This is a genomic window from Candidatus Avelusimicrobium sp. (genome assembly GCF_050873505.1).
Taxonomy (GTDB): Bacteria; Elusimicrobiota; Elusimicrobia; order Elusimicrobiales; family Elusimicrobiaceae; genus Avelusimicrobium.
The window spans coordinates 97,910-118,876 of the sequence record NZ_JBNMIY010000004.1; the positions used below are offsets into that span (position 1 = coordinate 97,910).

18 protein-coding genes and 3 tRNA genes are annotated in these 20,967 nt (G+C 49.2%); 10 read left to right on the plus strand and 11 right to left on the minus strand.

Going from position 1 to position 20,967, the window contains the following annotated elements; translation table 11 throughout:
• Complete coding sequence (locus tag ACR0QV_RS03385) at positions 1–1,014, minus strand: AI-2E family transporter (protein ID WP_432634599.1); 1,014 nt, start codon at positions 1,012–1,014, stop codon at positions 1–3.
• Positions 1,015–1,153: 139 nt separating this feature from the next.
• Here ACR0QV_RS03385 and ACR0QV_RS03390 point away from each other — a divergent pair, with 139 nt between their 5' ends.
• The gene (locus ACR0QV_RS03390; RefSeq protein ID WP_432634601.1) at positions 1,154–2,326 is read left to right on the plus strand and encodes a hypothetical protein; all 1,173 of its coding nucleotides are present in this window, start codon (positions 1,154–1,156) and stop codon (positions 2,324–2,326) included.
• A gap of 307 nt (positions 2,327–2,633) precedes the next feature.
• On the opposite strand, the gene ACR0QV_RS03395 is transcribed toward ACR0QV_RS03390, so the two are convergent.
• Positions 2,634–2,708: transfer RNA gene (locus ACR0QV_RS03395), tRNA-Val, on the minus strand.
• Positions 2,709–2,887: 179 nt separating this feature from the next.
• Here ACR0QV_RS03395 and ACR0QV_RS03400 point away from each other — a divergent pair.
• The 3 genes from ACR0QV_RS03400 to ACR0QV_RS03410 all read left to right on the plus strand — a co-directional run bounded on the left by ACR0QV_RS03400 (position 2,888) and on the right by ACR0QV_RS03410 (position 6,456).
• Entirely contained in the window at positions 2,888–3,574 is a 687-nt protein-coding gene (locus ACR0QV_RS03400) for a MarC family protein (RefSeq protein ID WP_432634603.1), read from the plus strand.
• A 75-nt stretch (positions 3,575–3,649) separates the two neighbouring features.
• Complete coding sequence (gene uvrB, locus ACR0QV_RS03405) at positions 3,650–5,665, plus strand: excinuclease ABC subunit UvrB (protein WP_432634605.1); 2,016 nt, start codon at positions 3,650–3,652, stop codon at positions 5,663–5,665.
• Complete coding sequence (locus tag ACR0QV_RS03410) at positions 5,662–6,456, plus strand: hypothetical protein (protein WP_432634607.1); 795 nt, start codon at positions 5,662–5,664, stop codon at positions 6,454–6,456. The genes uvrB and ACR0QV_RS03410 overlap by 4 nt, the downstream gene beginning before the upstream one ends.
• 64 nt (positions 6,457–6,520) lie before the next feature.
• On the opposite strand, the gene ACR0QV_RS03415 is transcribed toward ACR0QV_RS03410, so the two are convergent.
• Entirely contained in the window at positions 6,521–7,564 is a 1,044-nt protein-coding gene (locus tag ACR0QV_RS03415; RefSeq protein ID WP_432634609.1) for a hypothetical protein, read from the minus strand.
• 102 nt (positions 7,565–7,666) lie between these two features.
• Between ACR0QV_RS03415 and ACR0QV_RS03420 the strand changes: the two genes are divergently transcribed.
• Positions 7,667–8,254: a biotin--[acetyl-CoA-carboxylase] ligase gene (locus tag ACR0QV_RS03420; protein WP_432634611.1), complete on the plus strand. Its 588-nt coding sequence runs from the start codon at positions 7,667–7,669 to the stop codon at positions 8,252–8,254.
• A gap of 64 nt (positions 8,255–8,318) precedes the next feature.
• Here ACR0QV_RS03420 and ACR0QV_RS03425 read toward each other — a convergent pair whose 3' ends face one another.
• The gene (locus ACR0QV_RS03425; protein WP_432634613.1) at positions 8,319–8,684 is read right to left on the minus strand and encodes a response regulator transcription factor; all 366 of its coding nucleotides are present in this window, start codon (positions 8,682–8,684) and stop codon (positions 8,319–8,321) included.
• A gap of 44 nt (positions 8,685–8,728) precedes the next feature.
• On the opposite strand from ACR0QV_RS03425, the gene tilS reads away from it, so the two are divergent.
• Positions 8,729–9,475 carry a tRNA lysidine(34) synthetase TilS gene (tilS, locus tag ACR0QV_RS03430; RefSeq protein ID WP_432634615.1) on the plus strand — a complete coding sequence of 249 codons (747 nt, stop codon included), beginning with the start codon at positions 8,729–8,731 and terminating at the stop codon, positions 9,473–9,475.
• Here the strand turns inward: tilS and ACR0QV_RS03435 are convergent.
• The gene (locus tag ACR0QV_RS03435) at positions 9,460–10,227 is read right to left on the minus strand and encodes a TIGR02757 family protein (RefSeq protein ID WP_432634617.1); all 768 of its coding nucleotides are present in this window, start codon (positions 10,225–10,227) and stop codon (positions 9,460–9,462) included. The two genes, tilS and ACR0QV_RS03435, sit on opposite strands and share 16 nt — an antisense overlap.
• A gap of 35 nt (positions 10,228–10,262) precedes the next feature.
• On the opposite strand from ACR0QV_RS03435, the gene ACR0QV_RS03440 reads away from it, so the two are divergent.
• From ACR0QV_RS03440 to ACR0QV_RS03450, 3 genes are all read left to right on the plus strand, one after another.
• On the plus strand, positions 10,263–11,720 hold the full coding sequence (locus ACR0QV_RS03440) for a UDP-N-acetylmuramoyl-L-alanyl-D-glutamate--2,6-diaminopimelate ligase (RefSeq protein WP_432634619.1): 1,458 nt from the start codon (positions 10,263–10,265) through the stop codon (positions 11,718–11,720).
• Positions 11,713–13,107, plus strand: coding sequence for a UDP-N-acetylmuramoyl-L-alanine--D-glutamate ligase (gene murD / locus ACR0QV_RS03445; protein ID WP_432634621.1), 1,395 nt, complete (start codon positions 11,713–11,715; stop codon positions 13,105–13,107). The genes ACR0QV_RS03440 and murD overlap by 8 nt, the downstream gene beginning before the upstream one ends.
• Positions 13,108–13,298: 191 nt before the next feature.
• A tRNA-Val gene (locus ACR0QV_RS03450) sits at positions 13,299–13,373 on the plus strand.
• A 772-nt stretch (positions 13,374–14,145) separates the two neighbouring features.
• Here ACR0QV_RS03450 and ACR0QV_RS03455 read toward each other — a convergent pair.
• A tRNA-Ala gene (locus ACR0QV_RS03455) sits at positions 14,146–14,221 on the minus strand.
• Between the two features lie 108 nt (positions 14,222–14,329).
• Positions 14,330–17,395 carry a hypothetical protein gene (locus ACR0QV_RS03460; RefSeq protein ID WP_432634623.1) on the minus strand — a complete coding sequence of 1,022 codons (3,066 nt, stop codon included), beginning with the start codon at positions 17,393–17,395 and terminating at the stop codon, positions 14,330–14,332.
• 119 nt (positions 17,396–17,514) lie between these two features.
• Between ACR0QV_RS03460 and ACR0QV_RS03465 the strand changes: the two genes are divergently transcribed.
• Positions 17,515–18,213, plus strand: coding sequence for a class I SAM-dependent methyltransferase (locus tag ACR0QV_RS03465; RefSeq protein ID WP_432634625.1), 699 nt, complete (start codon positions 17,515–17,517; stop codon positions 18,211–18,213).
• On the opposite strand, the gene ACR0QV_RS03470 is transcribed toward ACR0QV_RS03465, so the two are convergent.
• From ACR0QV_RS03470 to ACR0QV_RS03485, 4 genes are all read right to left on the minus strand, one after another.
• The gene (locus ACR0QV_RS03470; protein WP_432634627.1) at positions 18,214–19,044 is read right to left on the minus strand and encodes a deoxyribonuclease IV; all 831 of its coding nucleotides are present in this window, start codon (positions 19,042–19,044) and stop codon (positions 18,214–18,216) included. It lies immediately after the preceding gene.
• Position 19,045: 1 nt separating this feature from the next.
• Positions 19,046–20,089, minus strand: coding sequence for a threonine aldolase family protein (locus tag ACR0QV_RS03475; RefSeq protein WP_432634629.1), 1,044 nt, complete (start codon positions 20,087–20,089; stop codon positions 19,046–19,048).
• Between the two features lie 155 nt (positions 20,090–20,244).
• Positions 20,245–20,571: a hypothetical protein gene (locus ACR0QV_RS03480; RefSeq protein ID WP_432634631.1), complete on the minus strand. Its 327-nt coding sequence runs from the start codon at positions 20,569–20,571 to the stop codon at positions 20,245–20,247.
• 53 nt (positions 20,572–20,624) lie between these two features.
• Positions 20,625–20,954 carry a hypothetical protein gene (locus tag ACR0QV_RS03485; protein ID WP_432634633.1) on the minus strand — a complete coding sequence of 110 codons (330 nt, stop codon included), beginning with the start codon at positions 20,952–20,954 and terminating at the stop codon, positions 20,625–20,627.
• Between the last annotated feature and the right edge of the window lie 13 nt (positions 20,955–20,967).

Here is a 20,967-nt window from a genome sequence, read left to right on the forward strand (position 1 = left end):
TTATTTAAACGAGTATTTTCCGCCTAAAATATTGGCCAGCGGTTTGGTTACGGGGCTTTCTTCAAACACCATTTTAAGCATAGCCGTTATCGGCACGGCGAGCAAGGCGCCCATTACGCCCCACACAAGCGCCCAAAAAATCAAGCAGGCAATTACCACAATGGGGTCCAAATCCATCCCTTTTCCAAGCCACTTGGTTTCCAAAATGTTGCCAATAACAAAGTGTATGGCCGTAAGTAAAATAAGCGCAAGCAAAATATGCCAGTCAAACCCGTATTGCAAAAACAGTACCGGCAAAGGCAATACCGTGGAAACAAACGGCCCAATGTTGGGGATAAAATTAAGCATAAAGGTAAGCACGGCCAACATAGAGGCTAGTTCCGTTTTGATAGACGCGAGCACAATCCAAGTGCACCCTGCCGCCAAGAGCGAAACAAAGATTTTAATCAGCAGATAAAACGAAATTTGCTTTTGGATAGACCCCACCAACGCGGGTTTATTTTCGGAGGCTTTGCCCATAAACAAAAAGATAACAAACAAGATAATCAGCATTAAGTTGGTTAAAATGGACACAACCGTTCCGCCCACGCTTTTAACCATTGTAAAAACGGGCAGTTTGGCTACGTTATCGGCCAAAAACTGTGCGTTTAAATTGATACCGTATTTTTGGGAGCGGACCAGCAGCCAATCCAACGTATCGTTTAAGCGCTCGGTGTAGATATCGGCCCCGTTTACAAAACTTTCAATAGAGCCAGAAATAAAAAGAACCGCCAGCGTGATAACCGCCAGAAAGGCCGTGCCGCTAATGCCCAGACCTAAGCCGTAGGGGACGTTCCACTTTTGTTTGAGCCACCCGGCCAAGGTACTGGCAACCATATAAATAAACACCGCAATAATAAACGGCATTAAAATCGTGCGGGTATAGATAAGTACCCACGTGGCCGCGGACGCGGCGAGAATCATCAAACAAACGGTATTAATAGGCGTAAAACGCTGTAACGAATCTTTAATCATAGAATCCTCTTTGTTTAGTATAGCATACCGTGCGCCCGCCTGTACCGGGGACCTAGGAGCGTTTAGGCCTTTTGGCCCTTGTACGGATTTGGCAATTCTATACAATATAAGAAAGAATCTACTTTACAGGAGCACAAGTATGCAAAAGACAATAAGTTTTTCTCTCTGCCTTTTTCTGTTGCTCTCTTTTTGCGCTCCCGTATGCGCCCAACGCATTAAAATAAGCCCGAAGAAAGTAAAAATACCTACGCCCAAAGTCCAACCCAGAATTAAAGGCGCAGATATCAGCAAATATTCATTGGCTTCCCAAGGGTGGGCGCAAACCTATAAATTAAACCAAAACTTTCTAAACAGTTTAAAAACCGCCCCGGCCGCTGTTTCGTCCATTTCCATTAATTTGCCGCCCCGTATGGCTACACATTTTAGGGGGATAGCGGCCAATGGGAGCGAGGAAATTATAAAAAATACCTTATATGCCAATTTTGCCTGGATAAAACAGCAACCCCATTTTGGCAAAAACCTTTTAAAGCAAATTGACGGTTTGGAAATGGAGTTCAACTTTTATAAAAAATTATCCGAAACCGATTTGGTTTTTGTGGGAGAAATTCACGGCAATCTGCCGCCGCGGATTGAGTTTGCCAACTTAATAAAAAAGTTTAAAACAATGCACCCAGACCGCAAAATAGTGCTGTTTACCGAATCCGCTTATTTAAAGCCCGCTCCCAAAGAGGATGTATTCCCTTACCAGTATTATCGGCGTGGGGCAGAAGGCGTAGAACCACCCATCAACTTTGCGGAACAAGGAAACCCCAATGCCCGGCTGGTGGACGATGAATCCTTACAATTTAAAGAAATGATTTCCATTTTATCGGAAGGCGGCGTGGAAATTTACCCTATTGAGGATGCGGTAGTCGTACAAAAAGAATCCGCACAAGGGATTATTTCCACCGTCAACGGACTGGCTAAAAGGAACAAGGGCTTTGCCCGGACAATGCAAGCCCAAATGGAAAAAATCCGCCAAGAAAACCCTGATGCCCTGTTTATTTATTACGGCGGTATGGCGCATACTTCTTGGGCAATGCCCGTTTCGCTGCCTAAATTCTTTGCCAAGGAAAAACCTTTGGTCGTGGAACTGATAGCGGAAAAAGATATAGACAAAACTTTTTCCTTATTGCCCGCCGTTTGGGAAAAAGGCCACCCCGCCTTTACAAAAACAGGGACCAAAAGGATGTTCCTTTGGGATAGCCCGGCCGGACAACAGGCTACTTGGGGCAAGAAAACGGGGTTTGATTGCCGGATAATTATCCCGTAAATTTCTATTATTTAAAACGAACACCAGGCGCCCGCCACTCAGACGCCTGTTCATTTTGCCACAACGGCAAAAAAATACCCCCGTGCACCGGGGGTATTCTAAATGGTGGGCAGTACAGCGTTTGCCTTCCAGTAAAATCCCTGACGGGATTTTCTTGCAGGCCGGGCTCGCGGTTTTGGCCTTTCGGGCTCGCCCTCAAACCAAAACATCGCTCCGCCTTTCAAATCCTGCCGCAACACCAAGCAGTTGGTGTTGCTACTGCCCACAACGGTAAAAAAATACCCCCGTGTACCGGGGGTATTCTAAATGGTGGGCAGTACAGGATTTGAACCTGTGACCTTTCGCGTGTGAGGCGAACGCGCTACCGCTGCGCCAACTGCCCGAAATCTTGTACATTTATTATAACAATTTCCCGCCCTGTTTGGAAAGTTTTTCTTTTTCTCCCCGTAAAATTAAGTTTCTGCTGTGGGTTTACGCTTTATTTTATATACTATTAGTAAGGATAAAATGTCTGCTTTTAGGCAGGCAATTTTCGTTTAAAAGGAGTGTTTACAACACACTATGGATTGGAGTTTGCTGGTAAACGCGTTTATCGCTACGCTGGCTATTTTGAACCCCATCGGCAATATGCCGATTTTTCTGGAACACGTGGAAAATGACGAACCCAAAGTACAGCGCGCTGTTGCGCTGTTAATGGCGTTGTCCATTTTCATTATGCTGACGATTTTCTTCATCTTCGGCAGCAAGATTTTGAGCGTGTTCGGTATTACGATTCCCGCCTTCCGCCTGGCCGGTTCTATTATTCTGTTGGGCGTGGGGCTGCGTATGTTACAGGGTAAATCTAAATTTGAACGCAACGGCTTAGAGGCCGCCCCCGCGCAAGGAAGCACCTTTGACCGCGCGCGCGACCGGTTAAGCCACATCGTTGTTCCCGTCGGGATGCCGCTTTTTATCGGCCCCGGCTCTATCGCTACGGTAATGCTGTACGCTGAAAAAATCAACTCGTTCCCGATGGCCGTTATGATGATTGTCGTGCTGTTTCTCTGCGCGGCTTCCGTGGGCGCGGTGTTAGTGGCTTCACGTTATTTGTTTACCAAAATCGGCCCCAACGGTACGCAGATTGTCATCCGCTTTATGGGTATGATTTTGTGCTCTATCGCTATGCAATTTATGATTGACGGCGTAGGCCAACTGCTCCCGGGCGTGCTGGACGCGCACTTTTTGGGCAGCATTTCCTCCGCTTCGTAATCAAAACCTGGCTTTCTTTCGGGCGGCTTAACGGCCGCCCTTTTTTATGTCCGCCAGAATAGGTACAATACTTGTATGGACCAGTTTAAACTCGTTTCTAAATTTAAGCCGGCGGGCGACCAGCCCAAGGCCATTGACGCCCTGACAAACGGCATTTTGGCGGGCAAAACGCGCCAAACGCTGCTGGGCGTAACGGGCTCCGGCAAAACCTTTACTATGGCCAACGTCATTACGCGGCTAAACCGCCCGACGCTTATTTTGTCGCCCAATAAGGTGTTGGCCGCGCAGTTGTATGGCGAGTTTAAACAGTTCTTCCCCGAAAACGCCGTAGAATATTTTATTTCCTATTACGATTATTACCAGCCCGAAGCGTATATTCCTCAGACGGATACTTATATTGAAAAGGACTCCGCCGTCAACGAGCATATTGATAAACTGCGCTTAAAGGCCACCACCTCGCTTTTGACCCGCAAGGACGTGATTGTGGTAGCGTCCGTTTCGTGCATTTACAACATTGGCTCGCCGGATAGTTTTAGGGAAATGCGCATTTATGTAAAAAAGGGCGCGGAAATGACGCGCTCCCAACTATCAGGCCGCCTGATTAAAATCCAGTACCACCGCGACGAAATGGAATTTACCTCGGGCAATTTCCGTATGCGCGGACCGTTTACGGACATTATGACCCCGTACAGCCAAAACGCCCTGCGCGTGGAAATAGCGGGCAAAACGATTGCGCACATTTACGAAATTCACCCCGTTACGGGCAATGTGCTGGCGGAACTGGATGAGGCTTGGATTTATCCGGCCAAGCACTTTGTGGCCACGGACGAGGACACGCAAAGCGCGATTGACCACATCCGCCGCGACTTGGATTTGCGCCACGCGGAACTGTTAAAAATGGGCAAGGAGTTGGAAGCCTATCGCTTGAAACAGCGCACCGAATACGATTTGGAAATGCTCCAACAGGCGGGTTTCTGCCCGGGCATTGAAAACTATTCCCGCTACATTGACGGCCGAAAACCCGGCGAACGCCCGGCTTGTTTATTGGACTACTTTAAAAAGTATGACGACTTTTTAATGATGGTGGACGAATCGCACGTTTCTCTGCCGCAGGTGCGCGGGATGTTCAACGGGGACCGCGCCCGCAAGCAAATGCTGGTGGACTTCGGTTTCCGCCTGCCGTCGGCCTTGGATAACCGCCCGCTGAAATTTGACGAATTTGAAAAATTACTTCCCTCTACCATTTTTGTATCCGCCACGCCGGGCCCATATGAACTGACCGTTTGCGGCAACAACATTGTAGAGCAGGTCATCCGCCCGACGGGCTTACTGGACCCCAAGGTGTATATGCACCCCACGGCGGGGCAAATTGACCATTTGGTGGAAAAGATTAACGAGCACAAGGCGCGCGGGGAGCGCACCTTGGTACTCGCGCTTACCAAAAAAACCGCCGAAGATTTAAGCGCGTATTTTACCGAAAAGAACATCAAAACGCGCTATTTGCACTCCGATATTGAGGCCTTGGACCGTGTGGAAATTTTAAAGGATTTCCGCCAAGGCAAGTTTGATGTTCTTGTGGGCATTAACCTGTTGCGCGAGGGAATTGATATCCCGCAAGTGGGCTTCGTGGCGATTTTGGGCGCGGACAACGAAGGGTTCCTGCGCAACACGACTACGCTTATCCAAATTTCGGGCCGCGCCGCGCGTAACGCGGACGGTGAGGTGGTTTTGTATGCGGACCGCAAGACAGATTCCATTAAGTACGCAATGAACGAAATGAACCGCCGCCGCGCCCTGCAAGAAGCGTACAACAAAGAGCACCACATTACGCCTAAAACAATTCAAAAAACAGAAGTGGAATTAAAGGAATTTGAACAACAAACCAAATCCAGCGCGTTCGGCATTTTGAGCGACACCTTGCCAACACCCACGCTTAAAAACTTAAAATCGGTGGAAAAGGATATTGAACAGCAAATGTTGCAAGCCGCCGAAGCGCTTAATTTTGAACTGGCCGCTGAACTGCGCGACCGCCTGTTTGAGTTACGCCAAATGAGCGTAAAATCCCCCGCCAAGAAAAAAGGAAACAAATGAATAAAATATTTTCCGCGTTGGGGATTTTGTTGGGATTGACCTGTGCGTTATGCGCACAGGTCCAAGAAGAAACAGGCCCATTTGTAATGAGTCAAATGGCGGTTTATTTTCCTCCACTTCCACAAAAAGACGGCAGTTTACTAATCGCGGAAGACTTTACCTATGCCTCGGAGGGAATTGATTTTTACAACACGCCGGACGGCAGTTTATACTTAGAAAATGGGGGCAACTTAATTAGATTTTCACCTGATAAACCCGGTCTGCCCATAGTGCAAGGGGTTTGGAACGGATATACAGACCAATACGCCCGTATGAAACTGAAAGAATATGCCTTTCCGTCTTTTGAGCAAGAATCCTTGACGTTGTATTGTACCCTAGATAAAACACAATTTGTTACCTTACAGATGCCCGAGAAAGACGCAAATTCCGTTTACAAAATTACTTGGCACGATACGGCAAAAAAAATCTCCAAGCCTTTAAACATAAAAGAAAAACTCTATTCCACCATTACAGCACTTTCCTCGTATGCTTACTGCAAAGGCGATGTGTTTTATTATCCCGCCACAGCAAGAATAGTCAAAAATGGAACCGATATCGCAACTTCGGACCTTTTGCGTGCACTCCACATTTCTACGGGAAAAGACGAGGTCTTTTTCTCTGCATACCCTAATTATCCAAAAGCACGCCTACAAGGCCCAATCTCTGTACCGGGCACGGATTATTTGCTTTACCAAGCCTCTTTGTACAATGAACACAAAACCCTGTTTTGGATAAAAAAAGCCCTCAAATAACTGGGCTTTTTTTGCAAAATGAAAAGGCGAGGTACACTCACAGCAAAAATTTAATCAAAGTATTTTAATACTCCGGCAAAATCACTTGGGCATTAAAGCCCGCCAAGTGGGCGGCCTCGTCCGTTTGGGCCGTTAAAATACCGGGCTGGTAGTAGCGCCCGTTTGTCGTTTGGTGGAAGAACTCCATTCTATCCAAAGTTCCCTTATAAAAATCCGCCGGAAGAAACTGCATTACAAAGGTTTCCTGTTGCGGCGTGGAGCGCGCCACGGAAGACGGCTCGTGATAGCCGATATGCGCGTTGCCCGTATGGATAAAAAAGACCGCATCGGGATATTTCTTGCGCCACGCGCGGATACGCGCCGCCCAATGGTTATTGCGCGCCTGCATCCCAGGCAAGGTGCGTTCTACGGGCATTTCCAGTTCACGCGCCACGCGTTTTAGTCCGCTTACGGGCTCCTTTTCAAGCCCCGCCACGGGTAGACCTGCATCCACCAAAAAATCCGTATAAAGCGGGTGTCCGAAGTAGAGTTTCCAAAAATGCGGGTAAGAATCCGCCGCAAATTCGCTTAACACAATTACTTGTTTTTCGGGGTACAGCCGCTTATACGCCACAATCGTTTGCTGTAATTTGCGCGTTAGTTGGTAATGGTTGTGGTATTCGCCCATAAACACATAGCGGGCCTGTTGCGGGATAAAGCGGGCAATTTGGTCCGGCAACGTGGCCGAAGCGCGGGTAAAAGATTGCGGCTCTTTTATTAAAAATTGTTTCAGCCTGTTTTGCAAAGCCTGCAAAAAAACCGTCTGCGTAAAAAGTTGCTTATTTGTATTAATCACCACGCCCAGCGTGCGCGGGGAAGCGTTACCCGGCAAGGGAACGGTAGGATAATGCGCACTGGCCACAAAGGAATTAGGGCGCACCTTGGCAAAGGCCTTATCCAACACTTCCACATTTTTAATACTCTTTGCGGCGCGCGCCGCGGAGGACGCGGATTGCCCGGCGGCACGGTCTGCGCTTTTTAGCATTTTAAGCCATTGCTGGGCCTCTGCCGGCCCGCAAAGAGCCGCCAGAAGCACCGGAAGTAAAAAAATAATGGAGAGCAGTCTCATATTCACATCTTACGGTTTTTTGCAAAAAATTTCCAGGGTCCTTGGACCTAGATACAAGGCGGGTCTTTTTCTTTCGCGCGGGGAAATTGGTAAAATATAATTATGGCAGAAACAACCTTCCCTTTACAATCCGTTACCAAAGTAATCGGCCTGGAACGCGTGGACAGCACGCAGGCCTTGGCCGCCGAACTCGCGTTAAAAGGCGAGCCCGAAGGAACCCTCGTCTTGGCGTGCGAACAGACCGAAGCGTTCGGCCGCGACGGACAACCCTTCTACTCCGCCGAAGGCGGCGTATATTTTACGCTCCTGCTTCGCCCGAATAAATCCGAAGAAGCCTTGCACGGTTTAGGCGAAAAAATGGCCGAAGTTATCGCTCAAACCTTAACTTCTATTTTTGAAATTAAAGCCAAAGCCACCGCTGGCGGCGACACCTTGGCGTGGGACAAAGCCGCGCACAAATGGAAAAAAATCGCGGGTGTACTGGTGCAAACCGTACAGACAGATAAGAACGAACCCGTGTTGCTTGGCGTAGGGATTCATTTAAATAATCCGCTTCCCGCTTCGCGCAAAAAAACCGAGGTAAGTTTAAAGCAACTTATCCGCACGGAAACAAGTAAGGAATTATTTTTGGATGAACTCTTGGAAAACTTTTGGAAGGAGTATTCCTATTGGCTGGCTTCCGCCCGCTAGAATTTAACACCGCACAAAAAAGCCGCCCGTTTAAAAACGGACGGCTTTTTTAGTTTTCAAATTTCTAATCGCCCAACGCTTGTTTTACCTTGGCGATAAACTCCGTCAGCACGAAGGGCTTGGAGCAGAACCCTTTTACCTGCGGATAAGGCAAGAACATTTTTTCCGACTCCACAAGCGCCGACGTTACAATTACGGGCGTGGAGGACAAGGCTTCGTCTTCCCCCATAATTTTAACAATGCTCGCGCCGTCCAACCCCGGCAGCATTACGTCCAAAATTACCAGGTGCGGGTGGACTTTCTTCATCGTGGCGATAGCGTCGCGCCCGGTTTGGCAGGAGTGAATCTCGTAGCCTTCGCGCGCGAGGATTAAAGTCAGCAAATCAACAATGCTTGCTTCGTCTTCTACAATCAAAATTCTTTTTTTCATACAGGCATTATCCCCTTGGTCTTATTATTTATTATACTTTTTATATGCCCAAAAAAAATTTTAATGCTTCCGTTCTGCCGCGTATGCGCGCTTTTTCCAACCGTTTAATCAGCCGCGGGGACAGCGTTTTAGTCGGTCTTTCCGGCGGGGCGGACTCCGTTTGCCTGCTTCATTTTTTGCAATATTTAGCCAAAGAAAAACATTTTGCCTTGGCGGCCGTTCACATTAACCACGGTCTGCGTGGCAAAGCGGCGGATGCGGACGAAGATTTTTGCCGGGACTTGTGCGGGCAATTGGATATTGAATTTTTTTCTGCCAAAGTAAACGCACATCAAACGGCGGAGGAATTTAATTTAAGCCCGGAACACGGCGCGCGCAAGGCCCGCTACACGGCACTGCTGAAAGTGGCGCGCAAATGGGGCGCCAACAAATTGGCCCTCGGCCACCAGTTGGACGACCAAGCCGAAACAATTTTGCTTAATTTATTGCGCGGCACCAAGGCCAAGGGGCTGACGGGCATTCCCGTACAGCGTCCGCTTGCCAAAGGGGTGGATATTATCCGCCCGCTGATGTGCATTACCCGGCAGGAAACCGAGGAATACCTAAAAAATAACGGGCTTACCCACATTACCGACCAGACGAATTTTGACGACGTTTACACGCGCAACTGGGTACGCGGGACGCTGCTGCCACTATTGGAAGGCAAACAGCCGCAAATCAAAAGCCACCTTGCCTTAATGGCGGCGGAACTGGAAAAATTATTTGAAAAGTCCGCTCACAAATCGTCGTAACTCATATCGTCGCGGATACCGAAGCGCGTCAAACAAAAATCGTATTTAATGGGGTCTTGCGGACAATGCTTTTTTAGCGCGGCGGAAATTTCCAGCGCGGCTGTAATATCGGCCGCATTGCGCTTGGTAAGCCCCAGTTTTTGGGCAATGCGGTGCATATGCACGTCTAGCGGCACAATCAGTTGTGCAGGGCTAATTTGGCCCCACCCGCCGGGGTCCACTTCATCTTGGCGTACCATCCAACGCAAAAATAAATTTAACCGTTTCAGCGCACTTTTTTTATCCGGGTCCGGCACCAACGAGTGCAAGTCGCACCCGCGGCGCAATTCCCGCGCAAAGCCTTTTACAGCGGGCAAGACGGTTTCGTCCGCCGGGTTATAATACGCTAAAAAGCAATCTTCCAGCGAGCCGTATTTTTTAAGGATATTTTTTATAGCCAGCCAAAAGGAAACGAGTTCTTTTTCAGTCGTAAAGCGGTATTTAAACCCTTTGAAAATTTTGGTCAGTTTGGCGGAAGTCGCAGACAGAACAAAGTCCCTAGGGGACGGACCTGCCGCGGCCAAAATAAAATTTACCGTTTTGATAATTTGCTTTACGTTCCCGTAAGCAAAACAGGCGGCTATTAACGCCACGATTTCCCGCTCTCGGACATCGGGATAATCGTACAGAAATTGGAGCGGGTCCGGGTTGCACAGGCCACGCTTGTTATAGCGCGCGTATAAGGCTTCAAAATAGCGGGTCGTTTTTTTCATTTTCTATATTCTAGCAATTTGATACCATATCTTATATGTCCAGCATTGTATTAAACAAAGCCCGCCGCTTGGGCCTGCACATTACCGGGTTGACGTTCCACTCGCAAGAGGTCCGCCCGGGGAGCATTTTTTTTGCCTTAAAGGGCGCAAACGCCGACGGTAATTTGTATATTGGCGATGCCGTCCAACGCGGGGCCGTACTGGTCGTTTCCGCCCAGCCCCGGCCAAGTGTTTGTGCGGTGCCTTATTTGCAATCTACGGATATTGACCGCGATATGGCCGACGCCGCCTATGAATTTTACGGCCGCCCGTCCGACGCAATGCAAATGATTGGCATTACGGGCACCAAGGGCAAAACTTCTATTGCTTATTTGCTGGAATCTATTTTAACCTGTGCGGGGCGCAAGGTGGGCGTGTTGGGCACGGTAAACTACCGTATGGGCGGGAAGGTTCTTTGTGCGGCTCCTAACACTACCCCGGCGGCTATCCCGCTTTTTAATCTGCTGGCGCAAATGAAAAAAGCCCAATGCCAAAATGTGGTAATGGAAGTTTCCTCCCACGCGCTGGACCAACAGCGCGTCAAACACATTTGGTATAATACAGCCGTTTTTACTAATTTACAGCGCGACCATTTGGATTATCACCATACCTTTGAAAATTACTTTTTAGCCAAGCAAAAACTGTTTGAAAACTTGGCCGACCCCGCCAATAGTAAATCAAACCGCACCGCCGTAATTAACGCAGACGACCCGTACGGCGTACGTCTGGCGGACCGTTTAAAGGGACGCGTAAAGGTGGTTACATTTGGGTTGGAAAAAGAAGCCGATTTTAAGGCCACGAACATTTGCGAAAGTTTAACGGGTACCTCGTTTTGCGTAAACGGTATGCCGATGCAAATTAGCCTTTTGGGTCGGCACAATGTGTATAACGCCCTTGCGGCATATGCGGCGGCAAAGGCCAATGGAGTGGACGAAGCCCATATCAAACAAGGTCTTTTGGCCTTGCCCGGTGTGCCGGGGCGTATGGAGCGCATAGATGAGGGGCAAGACTTTTTTGTATTTGTGGATTTTGCTTACACGGACGAATCCCTAAACCGCGCGCTGGATACGGTTGCCCCCTTTAAAAAAGGCCGCACGATTGTCGTCTTCGGCTGTGGGGGCCAGCGGGACCGCACCAAACGCCCGTTAATGGGGCATACGGCTTGCACGCGTGCGGACTATGTTTTTTTGACGAACGACAACCCTCGCTGTGAGGACCCGAAACAGATTTTTAATGATATTTTGCAAGGGATGAACGGGCAGACCAATTACGAATTAGTGCCCGACCGCGCGGAGGCCATCCGCAGCGCTTTATCGTCCGCACGGAAAAATGATATTGTAATTATTGCAGGAAAAGGACACGAGGATTATCAAATTATCGGCACGGAAAAGAAGCACTTTTCCGACCAGGAAACCGTCCGCGCCTTTTTGCACGGGAGAAAAACAAATGTTTAAAAGAGAAAAATTATCCGGCAACCGGGCGGGTGTTTTGGGCCTAGGAAAAAGCGGCCGGGCGGTGGCTGCTTTGCTCGCGCAAAACGGCTTTGACGTGCTCATCAGCGAGGAAGCCCCCGTAGCGCACGCAGAATCTTTTCTGTTCCCTAAGGGTGTGCGCGTGGAAACGGGCGGGCACTCGGCAGACCTTTTTAAATGTGATTTTTGGATAAAAAGCCCCGGCATTTTGCCCCACTCTCATCCCCTTGTGGAAGCCAAAAAACAAGGCATCCCCGTATATAGCGAACTGGAAACCGCACTCGCCTTTATGCCAAAGGGCATACGCGTTTTTGCGGTAACAGGCACGAACGGCAAGACCACGACTACGGCTTTGCTGGGCGAAATTTTAAAGTTGCACGCCACGCGCGAGGGCAAAAACCGCCAAGTATTTGTTTGCGGCAACATCGGAAGCCCGGTTTCGCTTTGTGCAAACCAAGTAAAAAAAGGCGACGACGTAGTGATTGAGGTATCCAGTTACCAGTTGGAGGACAGCACCTATTTCCGCCCGAATTTTGCCTGCATTTTAAACGTAACGCCCGACCATTTGGATCACCACGGCGGGATGAAGAATTACATTAAGGCCAAAGCCAAGGTGTTTAAAAACCAGCGTGCGGGTGATGTGCTGGTTGTAAACGGCGCGGACACCGTTTGCGCAGAACTGGTGGGAAAAGTGAAATCCAAGGTACTGGCGTTTTCCACACACCCTAAGCATTTGCTTAAAACAGATGTATTTTTTGACGGGGACGAATTGATTTTCAGCGAAGGGCACCAAATCCGCCCGCCGCATTTGAAAGGTATTCACAACGTGGAAAATGCAATGTCCGCCGCGCTAATGACCTTGGCCGCCGGAGTGCCCGCGGATACAATTCAAACGGTGTTTGATAAGTTTGAAGCAATGGAGCACCGCATTGAGCAATTTGCCTACCACCGCGGGGTGGTGTATGTGAACGATTCCAAGGCAACGAATTTGGATTCCACCATTACGGCCCTTAAAAGTTTTGAAAAGGCCAAAAATCTGTGGCTGATTTTGGGCGGACGCGACAAGGGAGCCTCTTACGAGGTGTTAATCCCATATTTAAAGGATTACTGCAAGCGCGTGCTGACGATTGGCGAAGCGATGGATAAGATTGAGCGGGAGTTGCACGGCGCTTTCCCGCTGACGCGCTGCGGCACGCTGGAAAAGGCGGTAGAAGCCGCAATGTCCGGCGCGGCAAAGGGCGATGTGGTGTTGCTGTCGCCCGCGTGTTCCAGTTTTGACCAATTCAAAGATTTTGAACAGCGCGGCAAAATTTTCAAACGCCTGGTAGATGCGCACATCTTCCACGACCGCACAACTAACAAAAAGTAAAGAAGCCCTAATGGGCAAAGTCCCAGACGGGGGAACAAGGATTTTCTTTATTTAAGGCAGGTTATTTTGTATAATAATTAAGTAGTCAAACAGATTTTTGCCCAGTTGGCGCAACGCTAGTTGCATAAGTTCGTTCCCGCTGTGAGGGAACGCGCCCGCTAGGCAAGGCAATAAAGCCATAACAATTTTAAGCCCAGTTGGCGCAGCGGTAGCGCGTTCCCTTGACATGGGAAAGGTCATAGGTTCAATCCCTATACTGGGCACCATTTTTCTTTCTAAAAACCGTTTATTCGTTGTTGCCCGCTCAGTCGGATACCTCCGCGCTTCCGCGCGTGTGCCCACAGTATTCCTTCCTCGCTGGCGCCTAGAATAAACGGTTTTTTGTTTGAAAAATTCCCCCCTTTTCTTATATATATTTACACAAACCACCCGAAAGGGTGGTTTTTTGTGCCAGTAAGCAGGCAAACTGCTTTGCCTGCGTTAGGAATTGAAAGCCGGAGCCTTACGAGTTTGAGGCCATAGGCCGAAAGGCGAGCAGGACGGGCGGGGCCGCGCAAGATTTAAGCGCAGTAAAAGGCGCACCGGGCCGCAAACCGCACACAAGAACGATATTTTCCCCCACTCAGCCAACGCGCCAACCATAATAAACGCCATAAAAACCCCGCATATACGCATTTTTAGGCACATACTGATAAACTTCTCTTGCACCTCTACAACTAACGAAATAAACGCATTTTAGCAAGGTTTAACGGAACTACGCGAAATAATAAAAAATAGAATTACTTTTCCCGGCACACAGCCAAGGCACAACAACTTAAAACAAAATCCAACTTCCGTAAAACCCCACGGGTACGGGCCCGTGGGAAAATTTCTCCCAAAACGCCCCTGGTTTTCCGTTAAAGATAGAGAACAAGATTTTGCCCGGCAAATAATTAAGTTTCCGCCTAAAAAAGCAGTGATTTACTTACGCGGCGCATATTTTTAGGCAACTATATAAAACAAAAAACCCGCCGAGAGGCGGGTTCTATTAAGGGTAAATGGTGGACCTGACAAGGATCGAACTTGCGACCTCCTGCATGCCATGCAGGCGCTCTCCCAGCTGAGCTACAGGCCCTTAATGACTACATATTTATTATAACAGTTTTTATTTTTTTGTGCAACTTTTTTTTAAAATAGTAAAGGCCCCGAAGGGCCTTTACCAAAATTTGCATTTGAATTTATGTTAGAACTCAAACGAAATATTCACTTCGCCGCCGAAGCCTTCGCGCTTGCCCAACTGGCCGTAAACGGTCAGCACGGTGTGCAAGGGCAGGAACGTATCTTGGTTGTGGTAAGCCAAAGACACTTGGCCGCGGCCGCTCATCCCTTTCATAGAGGCTTCGCTGTTTTTGACGTCTTCCACCGTAACGGTAGATTTTCCGTCCATTTCGTAGATAGCGCTCGCGCCGACGGAAGGAATTACACCCTTCCAGTCCACGGAGTTAAAGGCATAATCGCCGCCGAAGCGCAGGGCCATACTCTGCAAGGTATCAAACTTGATTTTCTGGTCCAAGTCGTCGGTGATATCGTCGGAGGCTTTGCGCTTCCAGTTGAAGTTAGCGTACAGGCTCAAATCTTCCAGCGGGTTTTCCACAAAGCCCGCGCTGGCGCCGTAGTACATTCCTTTGCTCTTAAAGGTAGATAAGAGTTCGGAGGATTCAAACTTGGCGTCCACATAGCCGGCTTCCACGGTGGCTTCCAAGCGGCCCGTATCGCTGTAACGGTAAGAGGTCATCAAACCGCCGCCGAACACATTGGCATCGCCGGTAACTTTAATGGGGAAGGTTTTATAAGAACCGCCCGCATATTTGGCGTAGATACCCAGGGCCCAATCGTTCGTAAATTTCTTCCAAGCGCCTGCTTGCGCAAGGCCGGAATCCAAGTCAAAGCCGCTGCCCGTTTTGTAGCGGGTGTGGTGGTAACCGCCATTGATAAAGGTGTTCTGTTCGGTGTCGCTCTTCCACAAATCGTTTAAGGTTTGGGTGAGCATTTCGGGCCCTTCGCTGATTAAGGCCAAACCGACAAGCGGCAACTGGCCGTACACTTCGGCGTTGGCTTTATCTTTCGTCGCGGTAAGGGTCCAGTTAATTTCGTTGCCGGAACCTCTGGTAGCGGACAAATCATAAGAGTAAACACCCACTTTGCGCTGGGTCAATACCACGCCGCTGTCCACCAAGTCATACACGGTATCGCCTTCGCGAACGCCCGTTAAGTCCGTATTGGTAACGGTGGTTACGACGGTTTTGGAACCTTCCTGCATCGTAGATTTATCAAGCGTCATATTGGCGTAAACGCCGAAATCAAAGTGCAGGTCGGTATTAAAGTCCGCATTGATGGTCCACCAGTCGTTAAAGTTTTGGAACTGGTCTTTGTTGGTAAACGTGCCAATCGTGCGGTCAAAAACCAAATTGTTGGTGGAAGCCCCGTAAAATTCGTTATTACCGCCATAGATTACAGCGGTCGGGTCCAATTCCACTTTGTTGCGCAAAATAACGGTGTTATTTTGGGTAAGCATATTCTGGTCTTTCAGTTCGGCACCATATACATAACCGCCATATACTTTACCGCTGAATTTTACGTTATCCAAAATTACCGTGTTGTTGGAGGCGGAATACACATCATCAATTTTATCCGCCGTTTCCGGTTCTACCTGGTCAGCATCCGGGTCGTCAGAGGTGGTGGTAGTAGTCAAACCCACTTTTTTAACCGTGGTGATAACACCGGCCTCGTCTTTGGTTTGATAATTTACTTCGTCAATGTAAGCGGAGAAACCGCCAAACACATTGGCTTTTACGTCCTTTACAGAATCGCCGCCCGCAATGGAAACGGTGTTGTTATCGCTGTTGGTACCGCCGATAGAAACTTCTTCCGCTTCCGGCGCGTCCGTGCTGGGCGTAGTGTTTACGGTGCGGGTATAGGTCATACTCGCGCCACCGAAAATAGCGCCCTGGTCCGCCGGCATAGCCGCAGGCAGCAGTTCGTTAGCGGACAAGGTGGTTAAGTCCAATGTATCGCCAAAGAATTTACCGGAGTTGCTTAACGTTAAGGCGGAATTGGTTACGTTTACTACGTTGCCGTTGGAGGTGCCGGCCAAGTTGACGGAGCCGCCCAATTCGTTAAAGGTTCCGCTCATATTGTTCAGGTTCAAGGTGTTCTCGCCAACAGTCGCGCCTACGGAATTGCCTTCCGCGTCCTTGTTTAAACCCATTTTTACCGCATAAATGGAAGCCATATTAACGTTGGAACTATCCAACGTCAAGGAGTTACCCTTGGCGTTTACGGACGTGCCGTTTACAGCCGCCGCCAAATCCGTTACGGTACTGTTGTTTCTGATAATAACGGTGTTATTGTCCACATTTACGACGGAAGCGGAACTGTCCGCCACGCCGCGGCCTTTGGCGGCACCCACTACGGTAGCCACGGTGGAATTATCAATAATAACCGTATTGTTTTCGGCCGTAGCCGCGCCCTTGGCGCCCGCCACCGTGCCTTCCACGGTAGAATCTTTTACGAGCACATAGTTACCATTGGCCTTGGTGTCAATTACACCCGTAGTTTCCACATCTTCTTCGGTCAAGCGTTCGTCGGTATAACCGCCGATGACGTCGCCCTTTACGGTTGCGCCGTCCGTGATAGAAACGGTGTTGTTATTGGCCGAACCCTTGGAAAATTTGGTATAACCGCCGTACACATTGCCGCCCAACTTTTCAGTAGAAGAAGCCCCGGTAGGGGTAAATTGGTAAAAATCTACCGTACCGCCGCTAATGGAAACAGCGTTGTTATTGGCAGACGCGTCGCCAAAGCGGTCGCCCGCTTCGCGCATTAAGGCCGCACCGCCCATTACGTTTCTGCCCGTCAGGTTCGTACCCGTCATACTAACGGAACTGTTCGTAACATTGTTGTTATAGGCTGCACCGCCGGCGACATACGCGCCGTTGGTAGCATTGCCCGAAGTCGGGGTTTCAAATTTGTTGTCGGAACTGTGCGTAACCGATTTATAAACCGTATTGGCAACCGCATCATCATTGATATTGATGTTTTTGCCGTTTACGGTAAGGGAAGCCCCATCAATAGCCCCTGCATTTAAAGAGCCGGCCCCGACGATAGCCAACGATTTGTTATCGTTCGTATTATCGGTAATTTCACGGTAGTGATTTTGGCCGTCCCAGTTTATTTGGACATTTTGGGCCGCCTGCGTAAGTAAGGGAGCAGACAGCACAAAGAAAACTGCAACGAGAAACTTTCTCATTTATCCTCCGGTTTGTATATAAAAAACAATATATTCCTATTATACAGAATTTAGGCCAAAAGGAAAGGTTTTTTTGCGCAAAAGCCCCTTATATAATAGGTAAAAGGTATAATAAAGGTATGTCCCGCTATACAGACGGTAACTATCTTTTGCAAAATCCCGGCTGGCACGCACAAGACGCGCGCTGGAAACTGGCGCACGTTTTGCGCGCCGTAAAGGCGGCCCGTTTGTCCCCCCACTCGGTATTGGACGCCGGGTGCGGAGCGGGGGCTCTCATTAACCATTGGGCCCGCCACAACCCGGAAATACGCTTTACCGGGTGCGATATTTCCCCGCAGGCGATTAGTCTGGCCAAACAGCACGCGCCCGAAAACGTAAATTTTTTGTGTGAAGCGTGGGCGGACGGAACCTTTGACTTAGCCCTAGCCATAGATGTAGTGGAGCATGTTCCGGATATGGAACGGTTTTTAAGCGAACTCGCCCAAAAGGCCCCTGTACTTATTTTGCACGTTCCGCTGGATTTATCGTTCCGCACGCTTATAAAACCTGAAATTTTAGAGGAAGAATACCAAACGGTGGGGCATATCCACTTTTTTACAGCAAGGTATTTAAAAAGGCTCTTAAAAAAGCGCGGCTGGCAGATTTTGCACGCGCATTACACCAATAAATATGTAGAACGCCCGCCGCAACTGACGGGGCTCAAAAGCCGTATCGGTATGTGCATACGCTTGCTGGCGCACTATTTACTGCCCAAGAGTTGGGCCGCGTTTTGGGTGGGCGGATACAGCCTGATGTTGGCGGTAAAGCCCAAGCGGTAGTTATTCCTTATATAATCCGCGCAGGAGTTTGATTTCTTTTTCGTAACCCGCCAAATCGTTGGGGGTTTCCAAACAAAACGGCAAATGCTTTAAGGCCGGGTGATTAATCACGCCTACCAAGGTATTTAGGCCAATGGTGCCCTGGCCGATACAGGCGTGGCGGTCCTTATGCGCCCCCTGCGGGTTCAAACTGTCGTTTAGGTGGACGGCCTTTAAAAGGGGCAGGCCGATTTGCTTATCAAATTCCGCCAAGGTATCGTCCAAATGCACGAGCGAATAACCCGCATCGCTGATGTGGCAGGTATCCATACACACGCCCAGTAGGTTATTTAGTTTCACGCCGTCCATAATCCGTTTTAACTCGTCAAAGGTCCGCCCGATTTCGCTTCCCTTGCCGGCCATTGTTTCCAAGAGTACCGTGGTATGCAGGTTAGGCGTTAAAATCTCGTTTAGCGTTTCCACAATCAGTTCAATGCCTTTTTCCACTCCTTGGCCGACGTGGCTGCCCGGGTGAAAGTTGTACAGGTTCCCCGGCACATATTCCATACGCTGTAAATCGTCCGCAAAGGTCTGGCGGGCAAATTCGCGCGTTTTGGGGTCGGCGGAAGCGGGATTAAGCGTATAGGGTGCGTGCGCAATAATGGGTGCAAAATGCTTTTGGGCAAGCAGTTCGCGCAAGGCTTCGGCGTCCTGCGGGTCAATGGGTTTGGCTTGGCTGCCGCGCGGGTTGCGCGTAAAGAACTGGAACGTATCCGCCCCGATAGAAAGAGCGGTTTCGCCCATTGCCTTAAAACCCTTGGAAGATGATAAATGGCACCCGATGTGTAGCATATTATTTCCCCGCGTATTTGTGGATATCAGCCACCAGTTGCTCCACATCCTCCGGGCGGGTAGCCCAACTGGTGCAAATGCGGATGGCGCTTCGGTGGTGGTCCAAGCGTTTGGTGTGCGAAAAAGCGTATAATTCTTCCAACTGTTTTACCAACTCATCCGGCATAATGGGGAATTGCTGGTTGGTGGGAGAATCATACAAAAATTCAAAGCCGCTGTCCTTGCACGCTTGGCGGACGATTTGCGCCATATCGTCGGCGTGTTTGGAAAGTTTAAAATAGAGGCCGTCTTCAAACAAGGCCAAAAATTGAAGCCCTAAAATGCGTCCCTTGGCCAGCATTGCGCCGCGTTGCTTCATAAAATAGCGGAAATCCTTTTGGAGTTTGGGGTTTACGATTACCACCGCTTCGCCCAAGAGGGCACCAATCTTCGTACCGCCAATGTAAAAAACATCACAGCAGGCGGCCAAATCCGCCAGCGTAACGTCGTTGCCGGGGGCCTCTAAACCGTAGCCCAAGCGCGCGCCGTCCGCAAATAAAAAGAGGTTATTCTCGTCGCACACGCGGCGGATGGCGGAAAGTTCCTCCTTGGAATACAGCGTGCCGTATTCCGTGGGGAAAGAAATATACACCAGTTTGGGCTGGGGGGCAAATTCCGGGTTGTCGTCCAGCCAATGCTCCTTGCAGCAGCGGGAAATTTGCTCCGCCGTCAATTTGCCGTTTTGCTCCGGCACCGTTAAAATGCGGTGGCCCGTGGCTTCAATCGCACCCGCTTCGTGCACGTTAATATGCCCGGAATCGGCGGAAATGACCGTTTGGTACGGGCGCAGGCAGGCCGCAATCACCGTTAGATTGGTTTGCGTACCGCCCGCCAAAAAGTGTACCTCGGCATCCGGCGTTTGGCACAGGGATTTAATCAAATCGGCCGCTTGGCGGCAATAGGTGTCTTGCCCGTAGCCGGGTGTTTGTTCCAAATTGGTTTGCGCCAACTTTTCCAAAATACGCGGGTGGGCGCCTTCGCTGTAATCGCAATTAAATCTAATCATAAGAACCTCGCTCTGCTGCGTAGAGGGTTGAATTTCTTTTATTATATCTTTTTAGGCAATTTTTCGCCCAATAAAAAGCCCGCGGAAAAGGGTTAATAAGGCCGCCCGCCAACAAGGAAGATATGAAAAAGCCCCGCTGGTTGCGGGGCTTTAAATTAGTTTTGTTTGGCTTTTTGCATCCGTTCGCGGTGGCGTTTGGCCTTCAAGTCCGCGTGGCGTTTGCGGAAGACGTCCAACTTGGTATAGCGCACCATTAAGAGGCAATCCACCAATACCATTACAAAGTTAAGCACATAGAGCCAAAAGACCCAGTCAAAGTTGTGCAAAATTTTATGAATCATCCCGCACACATAAGCAAATTCAATCGTTCCCATAAACAGGAAACTTTTGCCGGCGGCGGTTTTTGTGCGCAAGGAGCGCGAAATATTAAACGGCCAGGCAAGACCGAAACCTAACATCATTAACGCTTCAAAAATACTCATATTACCTCCCACAGCGCGGAGCGGGCTATATTTTTGCGGGGCGTGCTGTATTGCTATTTATATTTTACCATTTTGGGAGAAGCCTGGCGGCGCTTGCGGGCTTGGGCGCGCAGGGCGCGGAATTTATCCAGCCGCTGGTTGCGGAACATTAAAATAATATCAATCAGCACCAAGACCGCATCCAGCAAATACAGCCAAAAGACGATATCAAACGAGTATAAAATTTTATGGATTACCCCACAAATATAGGCAAATTCCAGCGTAAAAGCAAAGGCAAAACTTTTGCCCGCCGCGGTTTTACTGCGTACGGAACGCAAAATATTAAACGGCCACGCCACGCCGAAACCCAACATCATAAGCGCTTCAAAAATACTGGTATGCATATTTATATTTTAT